Raw genomic sequence first — 18,325 nt, forward strand, 5'->3', positions numbered from 1 at the left:
TCTCCCCAGGAGTCGACATGCACGAGCCGCACCTCGACCGCCGTCTGTTCCTGAAGGGCACGGCCGTCACCGGCGCCGCCCTCGCGCTGGGCGCCACCGCCGTACCCGCCGCCTCCGCCGCGCCCGGCGGCTTCCCCGACTACACCCACGTCCGCACCCTGCTGACGCCGTCCCAGCTCGCCTACAACCCCACCGGCGAGATCATCTTCCCGACCGTCCGGGGTGTCTACGACCGGCTGCCCGCGAGCGGCCGGCTGGGCCGCTACTACCTGTACTACGCCCCGCACGACGCCCCCGGCGGCATCTGCCTGGCCTACGGCGACTCACTGGAGGGACCGTTCACGGAGTACCCGGACAACCCGATCGTCTCCAACAAGTGGTCGCCGCACTACTCCGTCAGCCACGTCTCCTCGCCGCACGTCATGTGGAACGCGGAAGAGCGGGAGATGTGGCTGTACTTCCACGGGGAGAACACCACCACCCGCCTCGCCCGCTCCAAGGACGGGGTGAACTTCACCTACGACAAGGTGGTGCTGACCACCTCGATGCTGCCGTCCGGCACCACGGAGACCTCGTACGCGCGGGTCTTCCGGCACGACCTGCCCTCGCGCGGCGCCCGCTACGTCATGGTGTTCATGCTGAACAACACGACCAACCACCGCGACATCGGCTGGGGCTGGTCCGCCGACGGCCGCACCTGGTCGTTCGCCCAGCAGCCCCTGGTGCGCCACGGCGACGTCGGCGCGGTCAACGTGGGGGGACCGCACCTGCTGCACCGGAACAACAGCACCTATGTCGTCTACAACAAGGACAAGGAGAGCGGCGGCGACCTGATGATCACCGAGGTCGGCAACGACTTCTCGCTCCGCAGGCACCTCGGCGTCTTCTACGACTCCCGCGGCTCCGCGCCGGAGAACGGCCGCGCCGCGGCGCCCTCCTTCGGCACGGACGGCGGGGTGCCGTACATGATCTACGAGGCGGGTGAGCGGCTGGCCGGATCGATCGCGATGGCCCGCGGCTGACACACCCCCTCCACGACGAAGGGGCCGCCCGTCCGAAGCGGACGGGCGGCCCCGTGGGATCGGCCGGGTCAGGCGACGGGCGCCGCCGGGTCCTTGCCGGCCGGGGCGGCGTCCGTCCCGGCCGCCTCCTCCGCCAGGCGCTCCATGCCGCTGGTGGTCTTCAGCGGCTTCTCCTTGATGAACACGACGGCGACCAGCGCGAGCACCGCGAACGGCGTGGCGATGAGGAACAGGTCGGCCGTGGCGACGGCGTAGGCGTGCTCGACGATCGTCCGCATCGGCGCGGGCAGCGTGGACATGTCCGGGACGCTGCTCTCGCCCGAGGCCTCACCGCCGGGCACGGTGATGCCCGCGCCGCTGAGTCCCTTGGTCATCTCACTGGCGACCCGGTTGGCGAGGATCGCGCCGAGGACGCTGACCCCGATGGTGCCGCCCATGCTGCGGAAGAAGGACAGCACGGAGGTCGCGGCGCCCAGGTCGGCGGCGGGCACGTCGTTCTGGGCGGCCAGCACCAGGTTCTGCATCAGCATGCCGACGCCGACGCCGAGCACCGCCATGTAGAGGCTGAGCAGCCCGAAGTGCGTCTTGGCGTCGATGGTGGCCAGCAGCGCGAGGCCGACGGCCATGGTGACCGCACCCGCCACCAGGTACCGCTTCCACTTGCCGGTCCGGCTGATCACCTGTCCGGCGACGGTGGACGACACCAGCAGGCCGAGGATCATCGGCAGGCTCATCAGACCCGCGACGGTCGGCGACTTGCCCAGCGAGACCTGGAAGTACTGCGAGAGGAAGACGGTCCCGCCGAACATGGCGACACCGACCAGGAGGCTGGCGACCGTGGTCAGGGTGACGGTGCGGTTGCGGAAGATGTCGAGCGGGATGACCGGCTCGGGCGTGCGGGCCTCGACGAAGACCGCGGCGACCAGCAGCAGCACACCGCCACCGGCCAGCGCGGCGGTCTGCCAGGAGGCCCAGTCGAACTCGTTGCCGGCCAGGGACACCCAGATGAGCAGCGCGCAGACACCGGCGACGATCAGGAAGGCGCCGAGCCAGTCGATGCGCACCTCGCGCCGCGTGGTCGGCAGGCTCAGGGTGCGCTGGAGCAGGGCGATGGCGAGCAGCGCGAAGGGGACACCGATGAAGAAGCACCAGCGCCAGCCCAGCCACGAGGTGTCCACCAGGACACCGCCGACCAGCGGTCCGGCCACCGTGCCCACGGCGAAGACGGCACCGAAGATGCCGGCGTACTTGCCCAGCTGGCGGGGCGGGATGACGGAGGCCATCACGACCTGCGCGAGGGCGGTCAGACCGCCCGCGCCGATGCCCTGCACGACCCGGCTGAAGATCAGCAGGCCGACACCGTGCGAGAAGCCGGCCAGCAGCGAGCCGACGACGAACATGGCGAGCGACAGCTGGAGCAGCAGCTTCTTGTTGAAGAGGTCGGACAGCTTGCCCCACAGCGGGACCGTCGCGGTCATCGCCAGCAGTTCGGAGGTGACGACCCAGGTGTAGGAGGACTGGCTGGCGCCCAGGTCGGCGATGATCGTGGGCAGCGCGTTGGCCACGACCGTGCCGGCCAGGATCGCGACGAACATGCCGGCCATCAGGCCGGACATGGCCTGGAGTATCTGCCGGTGGGTCATCGAGGTGGGAGGCGCGTCGGCGGGCGCCTGGGGTGTGGTCACGACATCTCTTTCGGTGGTGGTGGTGGGTCGCGAGCCCGGCGCGGAGGCTACGCGGAGGGTGCCGGCAGGCCGGCGGCGAGGAGGGTGAACACCTCGTGGAAGACGTCGATGAAGGCGGCTTCCTGCTGATGGGTGGACCAGTGCTCCACGCTGGTCCGCACCGCGGCGCCCGCCACCGCGGCCAGCAGCCGCGGGTAGAGACCGGACGCGGCCCCCTGGGCGCCGGTGCCGCGGAGGCGTTCGGCGAGCGCGTCGGCCAGATCGGCCTCGGCCGCCATGTGGGCGCCGACGCCGCGGGCCAGGAGGTGCGGCGAGGCGTGCAGCACCTCGGCGTGCAGTCGCCACAGCTCGTGCTGTTGCTCCGCCTCGGCCAGTTCCGCCGCCATGGCCTCGCGCAGGGCCTCCAGCGGGGAGAGTGCGGGCGGCGCGTCCAGGACGGCGCGCCGCATGCGCGCCCCCGCGTCCGCGTCGATCACGACGAAGGCGTCGTCACGCGTGTCGAAGTAGTTGAAGAACGTGCGCACCGACACCCCGGCCGCGGCGCTGATCGCCTCGACGGTGACCTTCTCCGCCCCGTGCTCGGCGGCGAGGCGTACGGCGGCCTCGGCGAGGGCGGCACGCGTCGCCCGCTTCTTCCGCTCCCGCAGGCCGCCTCCCGCGGCACTCTTCTCCGACATAAGTTGCATGGTATGCAAAGATGCACGGTATGCAAAATTGACGCGTGGTTCAGTCGGCGCGATGCCGCTCTTTGTCACAGAGCACGAGCAACTTCTGTGTCCGGAGGCGAAGTTGGGGTACACCGGGCAGCAGTGCGGCCGACACCGGGGTCGGCGCCGGTGACGGCCGCGCTGCTCGCGTCCGCGCGCCCTCCCGGCACTCCGTCCGGAACGCGACGTGACCCGAACGGCCCGCTCGGGTACCCGGCCGGTCGGCGCGGGGTTGGGATGTGCACGGGACCCCGCGCCCTCGCCGCCCGACCGCTGTCCCGACCCGGAAAGGACCCCCGATGTCCGCCGACACGCAGCAGGCGCCCCCCGGGCCCACCGACGAGGAGCTCGCGGGCCTGGACGCCCACTGGCGCGCCGCGAACTACCTCTCCGTCGGTCAGATCTACCTGATGGCCAACCCCCTGCTGGCCGAACCGCTCCGCCCCGAGCACGTGAAGCCCCGGCTCCTCGGCCACTGGGGCACCTCACCGGGACTCAACCTGGTCCACACCCACCTCAACCGGGTGATCAAGGCGCGCGACCTCGACGCGCTGTGCGTCTGGGGGCCCGGCCACGGAGGGCCCGCCGTACTGGCCAACGCGTGGCTCGAGGGGTCGTACAGCGAGACCTACCCGGACGTCGGGAGGGACGCGGCGGGGATGGCCCGGCTGTTCCGGCAGTTCTCGTTCCCCGGCGGGGTGCCGAGCCACGTGGCACCCGAGACGCCGGGCTCGATCCACGAGGGCGGCGAGCTGGGCTACTCCCTCTCGCACGCCTACGGCGCCGCCTTCGACCACCCCGACCTGCTGGTCGCCTGCGTCATCGGCGACGGCGAGGCGGAGACGGGCCCGCTGGCCGCCTCCTGGCACTCCAACAAGTTCCTCGACCCGGTGCACGACGGCGCGGTCCTGCCCATCCTGCACCTCAACGGTTACAAGATCGCCAACCCGACGGTCCTGGCCCGGCTCCCCGAGGACGAACTCGACACGCTGCTGCGCGGCTACGGCCACGACCCGCTCCACGTCAGCGGCGACGACCCCGCCGCCGTCCACCGCGCCACGGCGCGGGCCATGGACACCGCCCTGGACCGCATCGCCGCCATCCAGCGCGCCGCCCGGGAGGGCGGGGCCACCGACCGCCCCCGCTGGCCGATGATCGTGCTGCGCACGCCCAAGGGCTGGACCGGACCGGCCGAGGTCGACGGACTGCCGGTGGAGAACACCTGGCGTGCCCACCAGGTCCCCCTCTCCGGCGTCAGGACCGACCCGGACCACCTCGCGCAACTGGAGCGGTGGCTGCGCTCCTACCGGCCCGAGGAACTGTTCGACGACACCGGAGCCCCGCGGCCCGCCGTCCTCGCCGCCGTCCCGGAGGGCACCCGGCGGCTGGGCGCCACCCCGTACGCCAACGGCGGCCTGCTCCTGCGGGAACTCCCCCTGCCCCCGCTGGAGAAGTACGCCGTGACCGTGGACGCGCCGGGCGCCGCCACGCACGAACCCACCGGCGTCCTCGGCGACCTGCTCCGGGACGTCATGGACGCCACCGCCGACCGGCGCGACTTCCGGCTCGTCGGCCCCGACGAGACCGCCTCCAACCGCCTCCAGGCCGTCTACGCCGCCAGCGGCAAGGCATGGCAGGAACGGACGCTGCCCGTCGACGAGGACCTGGACCGGCACGGGCGCGTCATGGAGATCCTGTCCGAACACACCTGCCAGGGCTGGCTGGAGGGCTACCTCCTCACCGGACGGCACGGCCTCTTCTCCTGCTACGAGGCCTTCGTCCACATCGTCGACTCGATGGTCAACCAGCACGTCAAGTGGCTGCGCGTGACCCGCCGCCTGCCCTGGCGGGCACCGATCGCCTCGCTCAACTACCTGCTCACCTCCCACGTCTGGCGCCAGGACCACAACGGCTTCTCCCATCAGGACCCCGGCTTCGTGGACCACATCCTCAACAAGAGCCCCGAGGCCGTACGGGTCTACCTGCCGCCGGACGCCAACACCCTGCTCTCCGTCGCCGACCACGCGCTGCGCAGCCGCGACTACGTCAACGTGATCGTCGCCGGCAAGCAGCCCTGCTTCGACTGGCTGTCCATGGACGAGGCGAGGACACACTGCGCGCGGGGCGCCGGCATCTGGGACTGGGCCGGCACCGAGGACGGCGGCCGCGAACCCGACGTGGTGCTCGCCTGCGCCGGTGACGTACCGACCCAGGAGGTGCTGGCCGCCGCCCAGCTCCTCCGCCGCCACCTGCCCTCGCTCGCCGTGCGCGTCGTCAACGTCGTGGACATCGCCCGCCTGCTGCCCAGCGGCGAACACCCGCACGGCATGAGCGACTTCGAGTACGACGGCCTGTTCACCGCCGACAAGCCGGTGATCTTCGCGTACCACGGGTACCCCTGGCTGATCCACCGGCTCGCCTACCGGCGGACCGGCCACCCCCACCTGCATGTGCGCGGCTACAAGGAGATCGGCACCACCACCACGCCGTTCGACATGGTGGTCGGCAACGACATGGACCGCTACCGCCTCGTCATGGACGTCATCGACCGGGTGCCCGGCCTCGCCGTGCGCGCCGCGGACGTACGGCAGCGGATGGCGGACGTACGGCAGCGGCACCACGACTGGATCCGCGAACACGGGGTGGACCTGCCCGAGGTCGCCGACTGGAGCTGGGAGGGCCCGCGGTGACCGCCACCCCGTCGACCTGGGACTACGTCCACTACGACGCCGGCGAGGAGCGGCTGCGCGAGTCGCTGTGCACGCTCGGCAACGGCTACTTCGCCACGCGCGGCGCGCTGCCCGAGTGCGCCGCGGACGACACGCACTACCCGGGCACCTATGTCGCCGGCTGCTACAACCGGCTCACCTCCACCGTCGCCGGACGCGAGGTGGGGCACGTGGAAAACGAGGACATGGTCAACCTCCCCAACTGGCTGCCCCTGCGGTTCAGGCCCGCCGGGGAGAACTGGCTCACGCCGGACACCGCCGAAGTCCTCGACCACCGCCAGACCGTGCACCTGGACTCGGGCGTGCTGGAGCGCCGCACCCGCTTCGGCCTGGGCGGGGGCCGCGTGCTGTCGGTGCGGCAGCTGCGCCTGGTCCACATGGCCGATCCCCATCTCGCCGCCCTGCGAACGGAGTTCACGGCGGAGGGCGGCCCGGTCGACCTGGAGGTGGAGTCGGCCCTCGACGGCGGCGTCACCAACTCCGGGGTGTCGCGCTACCGGGACCTGGACGGCCGCCATCTGATCCACGTGCACACCGGAAGCGCCGACGGCGGCACCGTGTGGCTGCGCTGCCGCACCCGCACCTCGGACATCCGGGTGGGCATGGCGGCCCGCACCACCGCCGAGGCGCCCGTCACCCAGGCGCGCGAGCACCTGTGCGTCACCCAGCGCACGAACCCGCGCACGGAACCCGGCCGCACCGTCACCGTCGACAAGATCGTGGCCCTGCACACCTCACACGACCCGGCGATCAGCGACCCGCTCCAGGCCGCGATCGACCGGGTGGCCGCCGCCCCAAGCTTCGACGAACTGCTGCTGACGCACCGGACCGCCTGGGGCCAGCTGTGGCGCCGGGCCGAACTCGACGTGCCCGGTGAGGCGGGCAGCATCCTGCGCCTGCACCTCTTCCACGTACTCCAGACCCTCTCCCCGCACACCGCCGACCTCGACGTGGGCGTACCCGCGCGCGGACTGCACGGCGAGGCCTACCGCGGGCACGTCTTCTGGGACGAGCTGTTCGTCCTGCCCTACCTCAACCTCCACTTCCCCGAGGTGTCCCGGGCCCTGCTCCACTACCGGCACCGCCGCCTGGAACGGGCCCGCGCCGCAGCCCGCGCGATCGGCCGGCGCGGCGCGCTCTACCCCTGGCAGAGCGGCAGCGACGGCCGGGAGGAGACGCCGCAACTGCACCTCAACCCGCGCTCCGGCCGCTGGCTGCCGGACCACTCCCACCTCCAGCACCATGTGGGCTCGGCGATCGCGTACAACGTGTGGCAGTACTGCGAGGCCAGCGGCGACGCCGAGTTCCTGCACACCAAGGGGGCCGAGACACTGCTCCAGATCGCCCGCTTCTGGGCCGACTCCGCCGTCTGGGACGACGGGCTCCGACGCCACCGCATCCGGGGCGTCGTCGGCCCCGACGAGTACCACGAGGCCTACCCCGGCGCCCGTCTCCCCGGCCTCGACGACAACGCCTACACCAACGTCACCGCCGCGTGGGTCCTCACCCGCACCCTGGAGGTCCTGGCCGATCTCCCCGAACCCCGCCGCCGCGAACTCGTCGAACGCACCGGCCTGGGCGACGGCGAACTCGAACAGTGGGACAGCGTCTCCCGCACCCTCCACGTCCCCTTCCACAAAGGCGTCGTCAGCCAGTTCGAGGGATACGGCGACCTCGCCGAACTCGACTGGGACGGCTACCGCGAGCGCTACGGCGACATCCGGCGCCTCGACCGCGTCCTGGAGGCCGAGAACGACAGCGTGAACAACTACCAGGCGTCCAAACAGGCCGACGTGCTGATGCTGGGCTACCTGTTCTCGCCGGCCGAACTCCTGTCCCTCTTCGGCAGGCTGGGCTACCACCTGGACGAGGAGATCTGGCGGCGCACCGTCGACTACTACCTGGCCCGCACCAGCCACGGCTCCACCCTCAGCGGACTGGTCCACGGCTGGATCCTGGCCCGCGCCCGGCGCGCCGAAGCCTGGACCTTCTGCCAGGAGGCGCTCAAGGGCGACGTCGCCGACCTCCAGGGCGGCACCACCGGCGAGGGCATCCACCTCGGCGCCATGGCGGGCACCCTCGACCTCGTCCAGCGCGGCCTGACCGGCCTGGAGACCCGCGGGGGCGCCCTGTGGCTGAACCCGGTGCCGCTGCCGGAACTGTCCTCGTACGGGTTCTCCATCCGCTACCAGGGCCACTGGGGCGTCCGGTTCCGGCTGGAGCACGGCCGGCTGGAGATCGCGGTACCCGAGTCCGGACCGCGGCCGATCGACGTACGGCTGCCGGACCGCGAGGTGCGACTCCAGCCGGGCGACACCTGCCGGCTCGCGCTTCCCGACTGACGCCGGGGGGCCGTCAGCCCGGCAGCGGGTGGGTCACCGTGCGCGGCGACCCGTCCGGCCTGCCGTCGGTGTAGGTCAGGGTGATCCGGCTGAAGTGCCGCTCACCCGGGTCCCCGTCCGAGGCCGTGGGCCGGTCGAGCCGGACGGTCACGGGGTACGAGCGGAACGCGCCCGCGGCACAGTAGGGGTCGCAGTCGTTGACGGCGTTGCTGCCCCGGCCCACCGCGGCCTCGGCGTCCCAGCGGTACCAGTGCATCGACACCAGGCGGCTGTTGCCGTCCCCGCAGGCCAGGATGAACGTCCCCGGCCGCACCTCCGGCTGCCCGGCGCAGTCCACCAGCACCGGGTCCGTCGTCTGCCGGGCCGGTGCCGTCGGTGCGGCGGTGGCCGTGCCCAGGGGTACTGCGAGCGCGGCGGCGGCGCACAGCGTGACCGCGGCCCTCATCGGGTTCCTGCCCATGTCTGCTCCCAGCCGTCTCGGGATCGCTTGTCTCCGCTCTCCTTTCCCCGTACGACCGTACGGCCGGGCCATGAATCGCACCACTCGTACGGAGTACCGTGACCGGCCGGCGGCGGACTACCGTCGCGCCCCGGGTCAGAAGTCCACCGGATCACGTACCAGTGGACACGTCATGCAGTGCCCCCCGCCCCGGCCGCGGCCCAGTTCCGCGCCCACGATCGGGACGACCTCGACGCGGGCCTCGCGGAGCAGGGCGTTGGTGGCGGTGTTGCGGTCGTAGGTGAAGACCACGCCCGGTTCCACCGCCACGGCGTTGTTGCCGCTGTCCCACTGCTGGCGTTCGGAGGCGTAGGCGTCGCCGCCCGTCTCCACCACGCGCAGCGTGGACAGGCCGAGCGCCTTGGCGACGACGTCGACGAAGGGGGTCGTGCCCTCGTCGACGACGTCGAAGCCCGGTGCCCGGTCGGCGGGGCGCAGCGAGAAGGTGTGGACCCCGTCCATGATGCGCGGATAGACGGTGACGACGTCGCGGTCGGCGAAGGTGAACACCGTGTCCAGGTGCATGGCGGACCGCAGCTTCGGCATCCCGGCGACCACGACGTGCTCGGCCGCGCCGTTGCGGAGCAGCGCGCCTGCGACCTGGGTGATCGCCTGGCGCGAGGTGCGCTCGCTCATGCCCATGAGGACGACGCCGTTGCCCACCGGCATGATGTCCCCGCCCTCGAAGGTGGCCTGCCCCCAGTCGCGTTCGGGGTCGCCCCACCACACCGTCGAGCCCTTGAAGTCGGGGTGGAAGGTGTAGATCGCCTTCATGAGCAGTGTCTCGTCGTGCCGCGCGGGCCAGTAGAGCGGGTTCAGGGTGAGTCCGCCGTACAGCCAGCAGGTGGTGTCGCGGGTGTACAGGGTGTTGGGCAGCGGCGGCATCAGGTACTCGCGCGCGCCGGTCGACTCCCGGGCGAGCGCGAGGTACGGCGAGCGGAAGTCCTCGGGCAGGTCACCGGTGGCGAGACCGCCGACCAGGTACTCCGCGAGTTCGCGGGGCGACAGGGTCTCCAGGTAGGCGCGGGTCGCGTCGACGAGGCCGACGCCGACCCGGTTGGCGACGATCTTCCGGTCGAGGAGCCATGCCTTCGCCTCCGGGACCGCCATGATCTGCGCCAGCAGGTCGTGCAGTTCCACCACCTCCACTCCGCGCTTGCGCAGTTCGCCGACGAACGCGGCGTGGTCGCGCTGGGCGTTCTCCACCCACATCACGTCGTCGAAGAGCAGGTCGTCGGAGTTGGTGGGGGTGAGCCGCCGGTGCGCGAGACCCGGCGAACAGACCAGGACCTTGCGCAGTCTGCCGACCTCGGAGTGGACGCCGAGCGCGGGCTGCGCGGCGCTCTCGTTGCTGGTCACACTGCCTCCTTGAGAAGGATTCACAGGCTGATCCACCCGGCCGCCAGGGCGACGAGACCGAGTACGGCACCCACCACGGAAACGGCCAGGACGACCAGTTCGCCGGGCGAGAACAGCCGCCGGCCCCTTTCGCGGCGGGCCATCACGAACAGGGCGGTCGCCGGGGCGTAGAGGATGAAGGACACCAACAGGAACTTCAGACCGGCCGCGTACAGCAAGAACGCCGTGTACAGGGTCGCGACGACCGCGCAGGTCAGTTCCCGCCGGGAGGTGCGGCCGCCCTCGGTGCGCGGATCGTCCCGGCTGCCGATCCGCACCGCGAACGCCGCCGCCAGCAGGTACGGGACCAGGGAGAGGGCGCTGGTCAGGTTGAGCGCGAAGTTGAACGCGTCGTCCGAGAAACTGGTGGCGATCAGCACCACCTGGGTGAGCAGCGAGGTCATCAGCAGCGCCGGCACGGGCACGTCCACGGCGTTGGCACGGCGCAGGAAGCGCGGCATGTCGTCGTCCTTGGCCGCGACGAAGAGGACCTCCGCCGCCATCAGTGTCCAGGCCAGGTAGGCACCCAGCACCGACACGATCGGGCCGACGCTGATGAACACCCTGCCCCAGGTGCCGACGGCCGACTCCAGCACGCCCGCCATGGACGGCTGGCGCAGGCCGGCGATCTCGTCCATCGGCATGATGCCGTACGACACGATGGTGACCGACGCGAAGACGGCGAAGACGCTGAGGAAGCCCAGCACCGTCGCCCGGCCCACGTCGGAGCGGCGTCTGGCGTGCCGGGAGTAGACACTGGCGCCCTCGACGCCGAGGAAGACGAAGACGGTGGCCAGCATGGTGCCGCGCACCTGTGTGAACAGCGAACCGGCGTAGTCGGCGCCGCCGAAGTTGTCGGCGAACACACCCGGTTCGAAGTAGACCAGGGCCAGGATGACGAAGATGACGATGGGGACGAGCTTGGCGACGGTGACGACCTTGTTGATGGCGGTCGCCTCCTTCACACCGCGCCGGATGATCCAGAAGAAGGCCCACAGCCCGAGGGAGGACAGGACGACCGCGAGGGCGGTGTCCCCGTCGCCGAGGGCCGGCCAGACGGAGCCCACGGTCGACATGATGAGGACCCAGTAGGTCACGTTGCCCACACAGGTGCTGGCCCAGTAGCCGAAGGCGGCGAAGAAACCCAGGTACTCGCCGAAGCCCGCCTTGGCGTACGCGTAGACACCCGCGTCGAGGTCGGGCCGGCGTACGGCCAGGGACTGGAAGACGAAGGCCAGCATCAGCATGCCGGTACCGGCGATCGCCCACGCGATGAGCGCCCCGGCGACGCCGGTCTCCTCGGCGAACCGCCCCGGCAGTGAGAACACACCTGCGCCCACCATCGACCCGACCACCATGGCGGTCAGGGTGAACAACGGCAGTTTGGCGGTGGGCGGGGATGCGCCGTCGGCGTCGGAAGCAGCGGCCTGCGACATGCCGTCCCTCCGGGTGGCTGGGCGACTGGGACCACTGTGCCTCAGGTGGCGGAGGCGGGCATCCCGGCCGGGGCGCCGTTCACTGCGCGGTACGCAGGTCGGTGCCGCGCCGGGCCAGGCTGAGGACACCCATGACGATCAGGCCCACACCGAGCAGCTGCGGCACGACCCACCAGTCACCGCGCACGTCCTCGCGGTACAGGATCACGCCGAGCAGCAGGCTGACCGTCGCGTCGCCCAGGGTCAGGGCGGGCTGGGAGGCGACGAGCGGGCCGCCCTGCATGGCGTGCTCAAGGAGCAGCACGGCACACACCCCGGCCACGGCGAACCCGTAGGTCTGCCAGGCGGTCAGGAATCCGTTCACGCCGTCGGAGTCCAGGACGCGCATGGAGTCCTTCATCAGACCGGCCGTCAGCGCGTAGCACACCGCGGTGGCCGCGCCGAGGCATCCGGCGCGGGCCTTGCCGACGGGCCGCTTCAGTCCGGCCGCCGCGAGCAGCACGGCCGCCCCGGCACATGCCGCCAGCGCGGGCACCCAGCGGTCCAGCGGCACGTCCTCCTCGCCGTGGTCCGGTGCCGCCGAGACCAGCGCGACACCCAGCCCGACGACCACCGCGCCCACGGCGAGCCACATGACCTGGGGCAGCTTGCCGCCGGTCATCAGCGAGGCGAGCAGCAGGGCCAGCGGAAGCTCCAGCACGAACAGGGGCTGTACGAGTGACAGCGGCCCCGTCGCCAGTGCCACCGCCTGCCCCACACCGGCCACCACGACGGCCAGCATGCCGCCGAGCCACACGGGCCGCCGGAGCAGGTCGAGGACGAGCCCCGGGCGGAAACCCTGTGACTGCGGCACGCTCAGCGCGGCACGCCGCTGGAGCACGGTGGCCAGCGCGTTGCTGAACGCGGCGACGAGTGCGAAGAGCACCGGCAGCACAAAGCCCATCCACCGATACTCACCCCGATTCCCCCCGGCCGCGCGCCGCACCGCGCCCCGGGGGTCGGTGTGCTCAGCTGCCGCCCTGCGCGGACGGCTCCGCGCTCGCGGTGTCCTGCTTCTGCTTCGGCGCGGCGGCGTCGGTGGCGGTGTAGTAGACCGAGGAACCCTGCTTGGTGCGCTGGGCCAGGTTCTTGGCGACGAGCCCTTCGAGGGTGGTGCGCACGACCGTGGTCTTGACGTTGCGCTCGGCGTGGGCCTTGCCCAGCGCCGTGGTGACTTCCGCGGCGGACCGCGGCTCGCTCGCCTCGACGAGGTGGGTCCGTACCAGTTCGACGAGCGTGGGCTGGGTGGTGGCCGGCGCGGGTGCCTTCTTCGCCGCGGGCTTGGCGGCGGCCTTGGTGGCCGCCTTGCCGGCCTGCTTGGTGCCGGCCTTGGCGGCCTGCTTGGCGGCGGGCTTCGTCGCCGACGGCTTGGTGGCCTGCTTGACGCCCGGCTTCGGTGCGGCGGCCCGCTTGGGCGCGGTGGCGGCCTTCTTGCCGCGCGAACGCCCGCGGGTGGCCGGCTCGGCGGGGGCGCTGTCGCGCGGCGCGGGCACGGTGGCCGCACCGGTCGCGGGCTCGGGCGCGGCGATGCCGAGCGCCTGCTGCACGCTCACCAGCAGGGCGTGGTCGTGCTGCAGCGCGGCCAACTGCTGCTGGAGCGCGGTGAGCTCCGCGCTGACACGTTCCTGCTCCTTGACGTTGCGCTCCAGGTCGTCGGTGACCTGGACGCTGTACTGCGACGCCAGTTGGGTGGCGGACTGCGTCGTGCTCTCGGACATGAGGGTGACTCTCCTCGATTCGCGGCCGTGAAGGCTCGTGAGGAACGGCGGGACACACAGATAGTACGGACGAACAGCGTCTGTTGTTCCCCTGTTTGCTGCCGGGCCGGTATACCACGTATGGCCGCCGACGTGGTATGTGCCGCCGCAATCTCGTGTGTGTGTTCGGAACACATGGCCCCGCGTTCACCCGCCCTGGGGCACCTCCACGATCTTTCCGTCCTCGTCGACGGTGTGTGTCTGCCAGTAGGTGTCCCACTCGTCGCCGACGTGCTCGGGCACCTTGCCCTCGGGGTACCGGGTGTAACCCTTGGGCGGTTCCTCGTCGTTGGACACACATGCGCTGCCGGTGCCGCCGACGGACAGGACCGGGTACTCGCCGCCGCCGCAGGTCGCCTCCTCGACAGAGCAGCCGGTCATGGCCGCCGCCGCGGCCACACAGGCCAGGACCAGATGAACTCGCTTGCCGGTACGCACGATTGGCTCCCTCGGGTGACTGATGACCCAAGCCTCCCGCGACGTGTGGGACACATCATGAGTACGGATACTCAGTCGGACGTGTCCCGCTGCCCGACGCGCGTGACCAGACGGTCCACCCGGCGCGCCGCCGCGCGTGCCTCCCGCTCCGCCCCGGTCGCCGACTTCCGGGCCGTACGGGCCGCTTCCTCGGCGTCCCGCCGTTCCCGCCCGGTCCGGTCGAGGTCCTCGCGTGCCGTGCGCAGTTCGTCCTCCGCGGCCGACACCGCCTCGCGGGCCCGGTCGTGTTCCCCGTCCGCCCGCCGGAGCAGCGTCTCGGCGTCCGCCTGCCGCGCCTGTGCGTCCCGCAGTTGTTCCGCGGCCCGCTCCGCCTCCTGTTCGGCTCGGGCGAGCTCCTCCTGGCGTTTGCGGCGCCGCTCGGCGAGTTCGTCCTTGGCCCCGGTGCCGGCAGGTTCCTTACGGGGCGCCGGTGCGGGTTTCGCGGGTGCGGGTGTCGCGGGTGCGGCCGGTGAGGTGTCCGAGGGGAACTCCGACGGCGGGGTGAGCGCGACCTCCAGGCGACCGCCGGACCACCGGTCGGCCGCGTCCTGGTCGGCGAGGACCGCGCGCAGGGTCGACTCGACCTCCCGCTGCGCCCCCTGGGACAACCGGTGCCCGGCCTCGTCGGCGAGGTGCGCGGCCTGCCGGGACAGGGCGGCGACGATGCGCCGCCGCTGCGCCGACAGCTCCCTGAGTCCGGCGGCGTCCAGGGTGCGGTGCGCCTCCCGCAGTGACTGCCCCAGTTCCAGGAACCGTCGGCTCTCCTCCGGCTGGGAGCGGGCCAGCAGGTTCGCCGCCCAGGCCGCGAGCGTGGGTCTGCGGGCGGCGTGGATCAGCCGCGCGTCCTCCTTGCGGCCGTCCGTCCTCGCGGCGGCGGCGCGCTCCTCGCGGCGGGAGACGAAGTCGGGCGGCGGTGTCGCGTACAGCTCGTCGAGGACCGACTCGACCGAGCCCGTGTCGGGGGCGCCGGCCTTCCCGCCCTGCCCGCTCCTGCGCCGCATGCCCTCCCGCCTCCTCCCTCGGGGCCCGCGCTCGTACCTCCTGTCTACGGTCACCCCGCACGCCCCGCGACCGGAGCGGCACCCAGTTTGCCTAATCGAATTAGGCAAGCGCATAATCGACGAAGGAAAGCGCGACGCACCACCATCGCCGGAGGCGACATGCACACCACGGACGGCTGGATCACCACGCCCCTCACCGGGGATCTCCTGCGGGGCGCCCTCGACTTGGAGCGCACGGAGCACGGCCTGCTGCCCCACCGGCTCCCCGCCGCGGCCCGCGCCCAGAACACCGACGGACAGCTGGCCATGGCCGAGTCCCAGCCCTCCGGCGTACGCCTGGTCCTGCGCACCCGCGCCACCGCGCTCGAACTGGACGCCCTGCCCACCAAGCGGTCCTACGTCGGCGCCCCGCCACGCCCGGAGGGGGTCTACGAACTGCTCGTCGACGGCCGCCCGTCGGGCCGGGGCACCGTCGCGGGCGGCAACACCCTGACCATCGACATGACCACCGGCACGACGGACGTCGAGCGCGGCCCGGTCGGCACCCTGCGCTTCGCCGATCTGCCCGAGGGCGACAAGGACATCGAGATCTGGCTGCCGCACAACGAGACGACCGAACTCGTCGCCCTGCGCACCAACGCCCCCGTCGAGCCCGTCCCGGACCACGGCCGCAGGGTCTGGCTGCACCACGGCAGCTCGATCAGCCACGGCTCCGACGCCGCGGGCCCCACCACCACCTGGCCGGCGCTCGCCGCCACTCTCGGCGGCGTCGAACTCGTCAACCTCGGACTGGCCGGCAGTGCCCTGCTCGACCCGTTCACCGCGCGCGCCATGCGCGACACCCCGGCCGACCTGATCAGCGTGAAGATCGGCATCAACGTGGTCAACGCCGATCTCATGCGCCTGCGTGCCTTCGGCCCGGCCGTGCACGGCTTCCTCGACACCATCCGCGACGGTCATCCCACCGTTCCGCTGCTGGTCGTCTCGCCCATTCTCTGCCCCGTCCACGAGGACACCCCCGGCCCCCTCGCCCCCGACTTCTCCGGCGTCGCCGAGGGACGGATGAGCTGGGTGGCCACGGGCGACCCGGCGGAGCGCGCGAGCGGGAAGCTGACCCTGAACGTCATCCGGGACGAGCTGGCCAGGATCGTGGCGCAGCGGTCCGCCACCGACCCGCACCTGCACTACCTGGACGGCCGCGAACTCTACGGCGAGGCCGACACCGCCGAGCTGCCCCTGCCCGACGGCCTCCACCCGGACGCGGCCACCCACCGGAGCATGGGCGAACGCTTCGCCGAGCTGGCCTTCGCCGACCAGGGCGCCTTCAGCGGCTGACCCCGGCCACTCACGCCCCGACGACCGCGGCGAAGCGCCGGGCGACCTCGTGCCAGACCGCCTCGGCCGCGGGCTCGTCGCGCTCCGCCCGGCGGGACAGCTCCACCGGGTCCAGTCCTCTCGCCCGGAGCCGCCCGGCGTCCCACGCCCGGACCCGGTCCGCCCCGGCCTCGGGATGGAACTGCACGCCCCACGCCCGCTCACCGACGCGGAACGCCTGGTACGGGCACCGCTCGCTCTCCATCAGCCAGGTGGCGCCGGGCGGCAGGGAGGTGACGGCGTCCTTGTGGTGCTCGACCGCCGTCACCCGTGACGGCAGCCCCCGCAGGAGCGGATCGTCCCCGGCCTCGGACCGCAGGCTCAGCGGCGTGCTCCCGAACTCCGGTTCGCCGTGGTCGCCCCGCACGGTCCCACCGGCGACCCGGGCGAGCAACTGCCCGCCCAGACAGATCCCGAACACGGCGGCACCCCGCTCCACCGCCTCCGCGACCACCGCGCGGGTCGGCGCGAGCCAGGGCGCCCGCTCGTCGTCGTCGGGCAGATAGCCGCCGCCGAGCACCACCACGCCCTCGTGCTCCGCACGCCGGGGGAGTGGCGCACCGGCGTAAGCGTGGACCACGTCCAGCGAGAGCCCCTCCGCGACCAGCCAGTCACCGAGCCGGCCCGGCCCGCCACCGGCATGGTTCTGCACCACGAGCACCCGCGGCATCGCCCACCCCCACGCTCCCGCGCCTCACCTGCGCGACATGTACAGACTCAGAGCCTTGTGCAGCACCCTGTTGAGCGGGTAGTCCCACTCGCCGAGGTACTCGACCGCCTGCCCGCCCGCGCCGACCTTGAACCGCACCAGTCCCAGCAGGTGGTTGTCCTCGTCCAGGGTGTCGGTGATGCCGCGGAAGTCGTAGACGGCCGCGCCCCCTTCGTGGGCGTCGCACATCATCCGCCACTGCAGGGCGCTGCTGGGCTGCACCTCGCGCCGGCGGGCGGTGGACGCGCCGTAGGAGTACCAGACGTGTTCCCCGACGGTCAGCATGGTGGCCGCGGCCAGCACCTCCCCGTCGTGATGGGCGAGGTAGAGACGCATACGGTCAGGGTCCTCGGCCGTCAGCGCGGTCCACATGCGCCGGAAGTAGTCGAGCGGCCGCGGGACGAACCGGTCCCGTTCCGCGGTCTCGACGTACAGCTCGTGGAACGCGCCCAGGTCCTCCTGGTCGCCCCGGACCACCTTCACGCCCGCCTTCTCCGCCTTCTTGATGTTGCGGCGCCACTGCTGGTTGAGGCCGTTGTGCACATCCTCCAGCGACCGACCCGCGAGCGGCACCTGGCAGACGTAGCGCGGCTGGCCCACCGCGAAGGCGTCCTCGCTGCCCGCTTCGGCGCGCCGCCAGCCCATCCCGCGCAGTCGTCCCGCGATCTCGTCCGCCCCGGCCTCCCGCACCGTGGCCTCCACATCACCGAGGCGCCGGGCTCCCGGGTCGGCGATCGCGGCCTTCACCGCGTCCGCGCTCCAGCGCCGGGCCACCACCGGGGGGCCCATCTTCACCGAGAAGGCGCCCCGCGAGCGCAGATGGGCGAGCATCGGCTCCAGCAGGCCCTCCAGGTCCGCGGCGCCCCAGTCGATGACCGGGCCCTCGGGCAGGTACGCCAGACAGCGACGCAGCCTCGGCAACGGCCGCATCAGCACCAGCCCGGCGCCCACGAGAGTGCCGTCCTCGTCGAACCAGCCCAGGCTCTCGGCACGCCAGTCGGGTTTCACGTCTCCCCACGCGGGGGTCTGGAGATGGCTCACGGACGGCCGGGCCGCGACGAAACGCAGGTGTTCCTCGCGGCTGATCACCTTCACGTGCCGGCTCATGGGCGGCGCCCCTTCGTTCGACGTCGTTGGGTGGGGGAGACGG

15 protein-coding genes are annotated in these 18,325 nt (G+C 72.1%); 4 read left to right on the plus strand and 11 right to left on the minus strand.

What is annotated here, in order from left to right:
- The first annotated feature begins 17 nt into the window (after positions 1-17).
- Complete coding sequence (locus tag OIE75_RS38235) at positions 18-1,022, plus strand: twin-arginine translocation signal domain-containing protein (RefSeq protein WP_329473656.1); 1,005 nt, start codon at positions 18-20, stop codon at positions 1,020-1,022.
- Between the two features lie 68 nt (positions 1,023-1,090).
- On the opposite strand, the gene OIE75_RS38240 is transcribed toward OIE75_RS38235, so the two are convergent.
- On the minus strand, positions 1,091-2,665 hold the full coding sequence (locus tag OIE75_RS38240; protein ID WP_373463100.1) for an MDR family MFS transporter: 1,575 nt from the start codon (positions 2,663-2,665) through the stop codon (positions 1,091-1,093).
- Positions 2,666-2,754: 89 nt separating this feature from the next.
- On the minus strand, positions 2,755-3,393 hold the full coding sequence (locus tag OIE75_RS38245; RefSeq protein ID WP_329473657.1) for a TetR/AcrR family transcriptional regulator: 639 nt from the start codon (positions 3,391-3,393) through the stop codon (positions 2,755-2,757).
- Between the two features lie 320 nt (positions 3,394-3,713).
- Here OIE75_RS38245 and OIE75_RS38250 point away from each other — a divergent pair, with 320 nt between their 5' ends.
- Together OIE75_RS38250 and OIE75_RS38255 are read left to right on the plus strand one after the other, a co-directional pair.
- The gene (locus tag OIE75_RS38250; protein WP_307016923.1) at positions 3,714-6,104 is read left to right on the plus strand and encodes a phosphoketolase family protein; all 2,391 of its coding nucleotides are present in this window, start codon (positions 3,714-3,716) and stop codon (positions 6,102-6,104) included.
- Complete coding sequence (locus tag OIE75_RS38255) at positions 6,101-8,485, plus strand: glycoside hydrolase family 65 protein (protein WP_329473658.1); 2,385 nt, start codon at positions 6,101-6,103, stop codon at positions 8,483-8,485. Before OIE75_RS38250 ends, OIE75_RS38255 begins: the two co-directional genes overlap by 4 nt.
- Positions 8,486-8,498: 13 nt before the next feature.
- On the opposite strand, the gene OIE75_RS38260 is transcribed toward OIE75_RS38255, so the two are convergent.
- The 7 genes from OIE75_RS38260 to OIE75_RS38290 form a co-directional block, all read right to left on the minus strand.
- Entirely contained in the window at positions 8,499-8,945 is a 447-nt protein-coding gene (locus OIE75_RS38260; protein WP_307016925.1) for a hypothetical protein, read from the minus strand.
- Between the two features lie 135 nt (positions 8,946-9,080).
- Complete coding sequence (locus OIE75_RS38265; RefSeq protein WP_329473659.1) at positions 9,081-10,343, minus strand: arginine deiminase; 1,263 nt, start codon at positions 10,341-10,343, stop codon at positions 9,081-9,083.
- Positions 10,344-10,363: 20 nt separating this feature from the next.
- Positions 10,364-11,818, minus strand: a complete 1,455-nt coding sequence (locus OIE75_RS38270; RefSeq protein ID WP_329473660.1) for a basic amino acid/polyamine antiporter — start codon at positions 11,816-11,818, stop codon at positions 10,364-10,366.
- A 79-nt stretch (positions 11,819-11,897) separates the two neighbouring features.
- Positions 11,898-12,761, minus strand: a complete 864-nt coding sequence (locus OIE75_RS38275) for a DMT family transporter (RefSeq protein WP_329473661.1) — start codon at positions 12,759-12,761, stop codon at positions 11,898-11,900.
- A gap of 64 nt (positions 12,762-12,825) precedes the next feature.
- A complete protein-coding gene (locus OIE75_RS38280) occupies positions 12,826-13,575 on the minus strand; it encodes a hypothetical protein (RefSeq protein WP_307016929.1) in 750 nt (249 codons plus the stop codon).
- 186 nt (positions 13,576-13,761) lie between these two features.
- Positions 13,762-14,052 carry an SCO0607 family lipoprotein gene (locus OIE75_RS38285; protein WP_443078430.1) on the minus strand — a complete coding sequence of 97 codons (291 nt, stop codon included), beginning with the start codon at positions 14,050-14,052 and terminating at the stop codon, positions 13,762-13,764.
- 71 nt (positions 14,053-14,123) lie between these two features.
- Positions 14,124-15,092: a hypothetical protein gene (locus OIE75_RS38290; RefSeq protein WP_329473662.1), complete on the minus strand. Its 969-nt coding sequence runs from the start codon at positions 15,090-15,092 to the stop codon at positions 14,124-14,126.
- 159 nt (positions 15,093-15,251) lie between these two features.
- Here OIE75_RS38290 and OIE75_RS38295 point away from each other — a divergent pair, with 159 nt between their 5' ends.
- Positions 15,252-16,427: a GDSL-type esterase/lipase family protein gene (locus OIE75_RS38295; RefSeq protein WP_329473663.1), complete on the plus strand. Its 1,176-nt coding sequence runs from the start codon at positions 15,252-15,254 to the stop codon at positions 16,425-16,427.
- Positions 16,428-16,437: 10 nt separating this feature from the next.
- Here OIE75_RS38295 and OIE75_RS38300 read toward each other — a convergent pair whose 3' ends face one another.
- Both OIE75_RS38300 and OIE75_RS38305 read right to left on the minus strand, forming a co-directional pair.
- The gene (locus OIE75_RS38300; RefSeq protein ID WP_329473664.1) at positions 16,438-17,136 is read right to left on the minus strand and encodes a type 1 glutamine amidotransferase; all 699 of its coding nucleotides are present in this window, start codon (positions 17,134-17,136) and stop codon (positions 16,438-16,440) included.
- A 24-nt stretch (positions 17,137-17,160) separates the two neighbouring features.
- Entirely contained in the window at positions 17,161-18,282 is a 1,122-nt protein-coding gene (locus OIE75_RS38305) for a lipid II:glycine glycyltransferase FemX (protein WP_329473665.1), read from the minus strand.
- Between the last annotated feature and the right edge of the window lie 43 nt (positions 18,283-18,325).

This window comes from Streptomyces sp. NBC_01723, from assembly GCF_036246005.1.
In the GTDB taxonomy this organism is placed as follows: domain Bacteria; phylum Actinomycetota; class Actinomycetes; order Streptomycetales; family Streptomycetaceae; genus Streptomyces.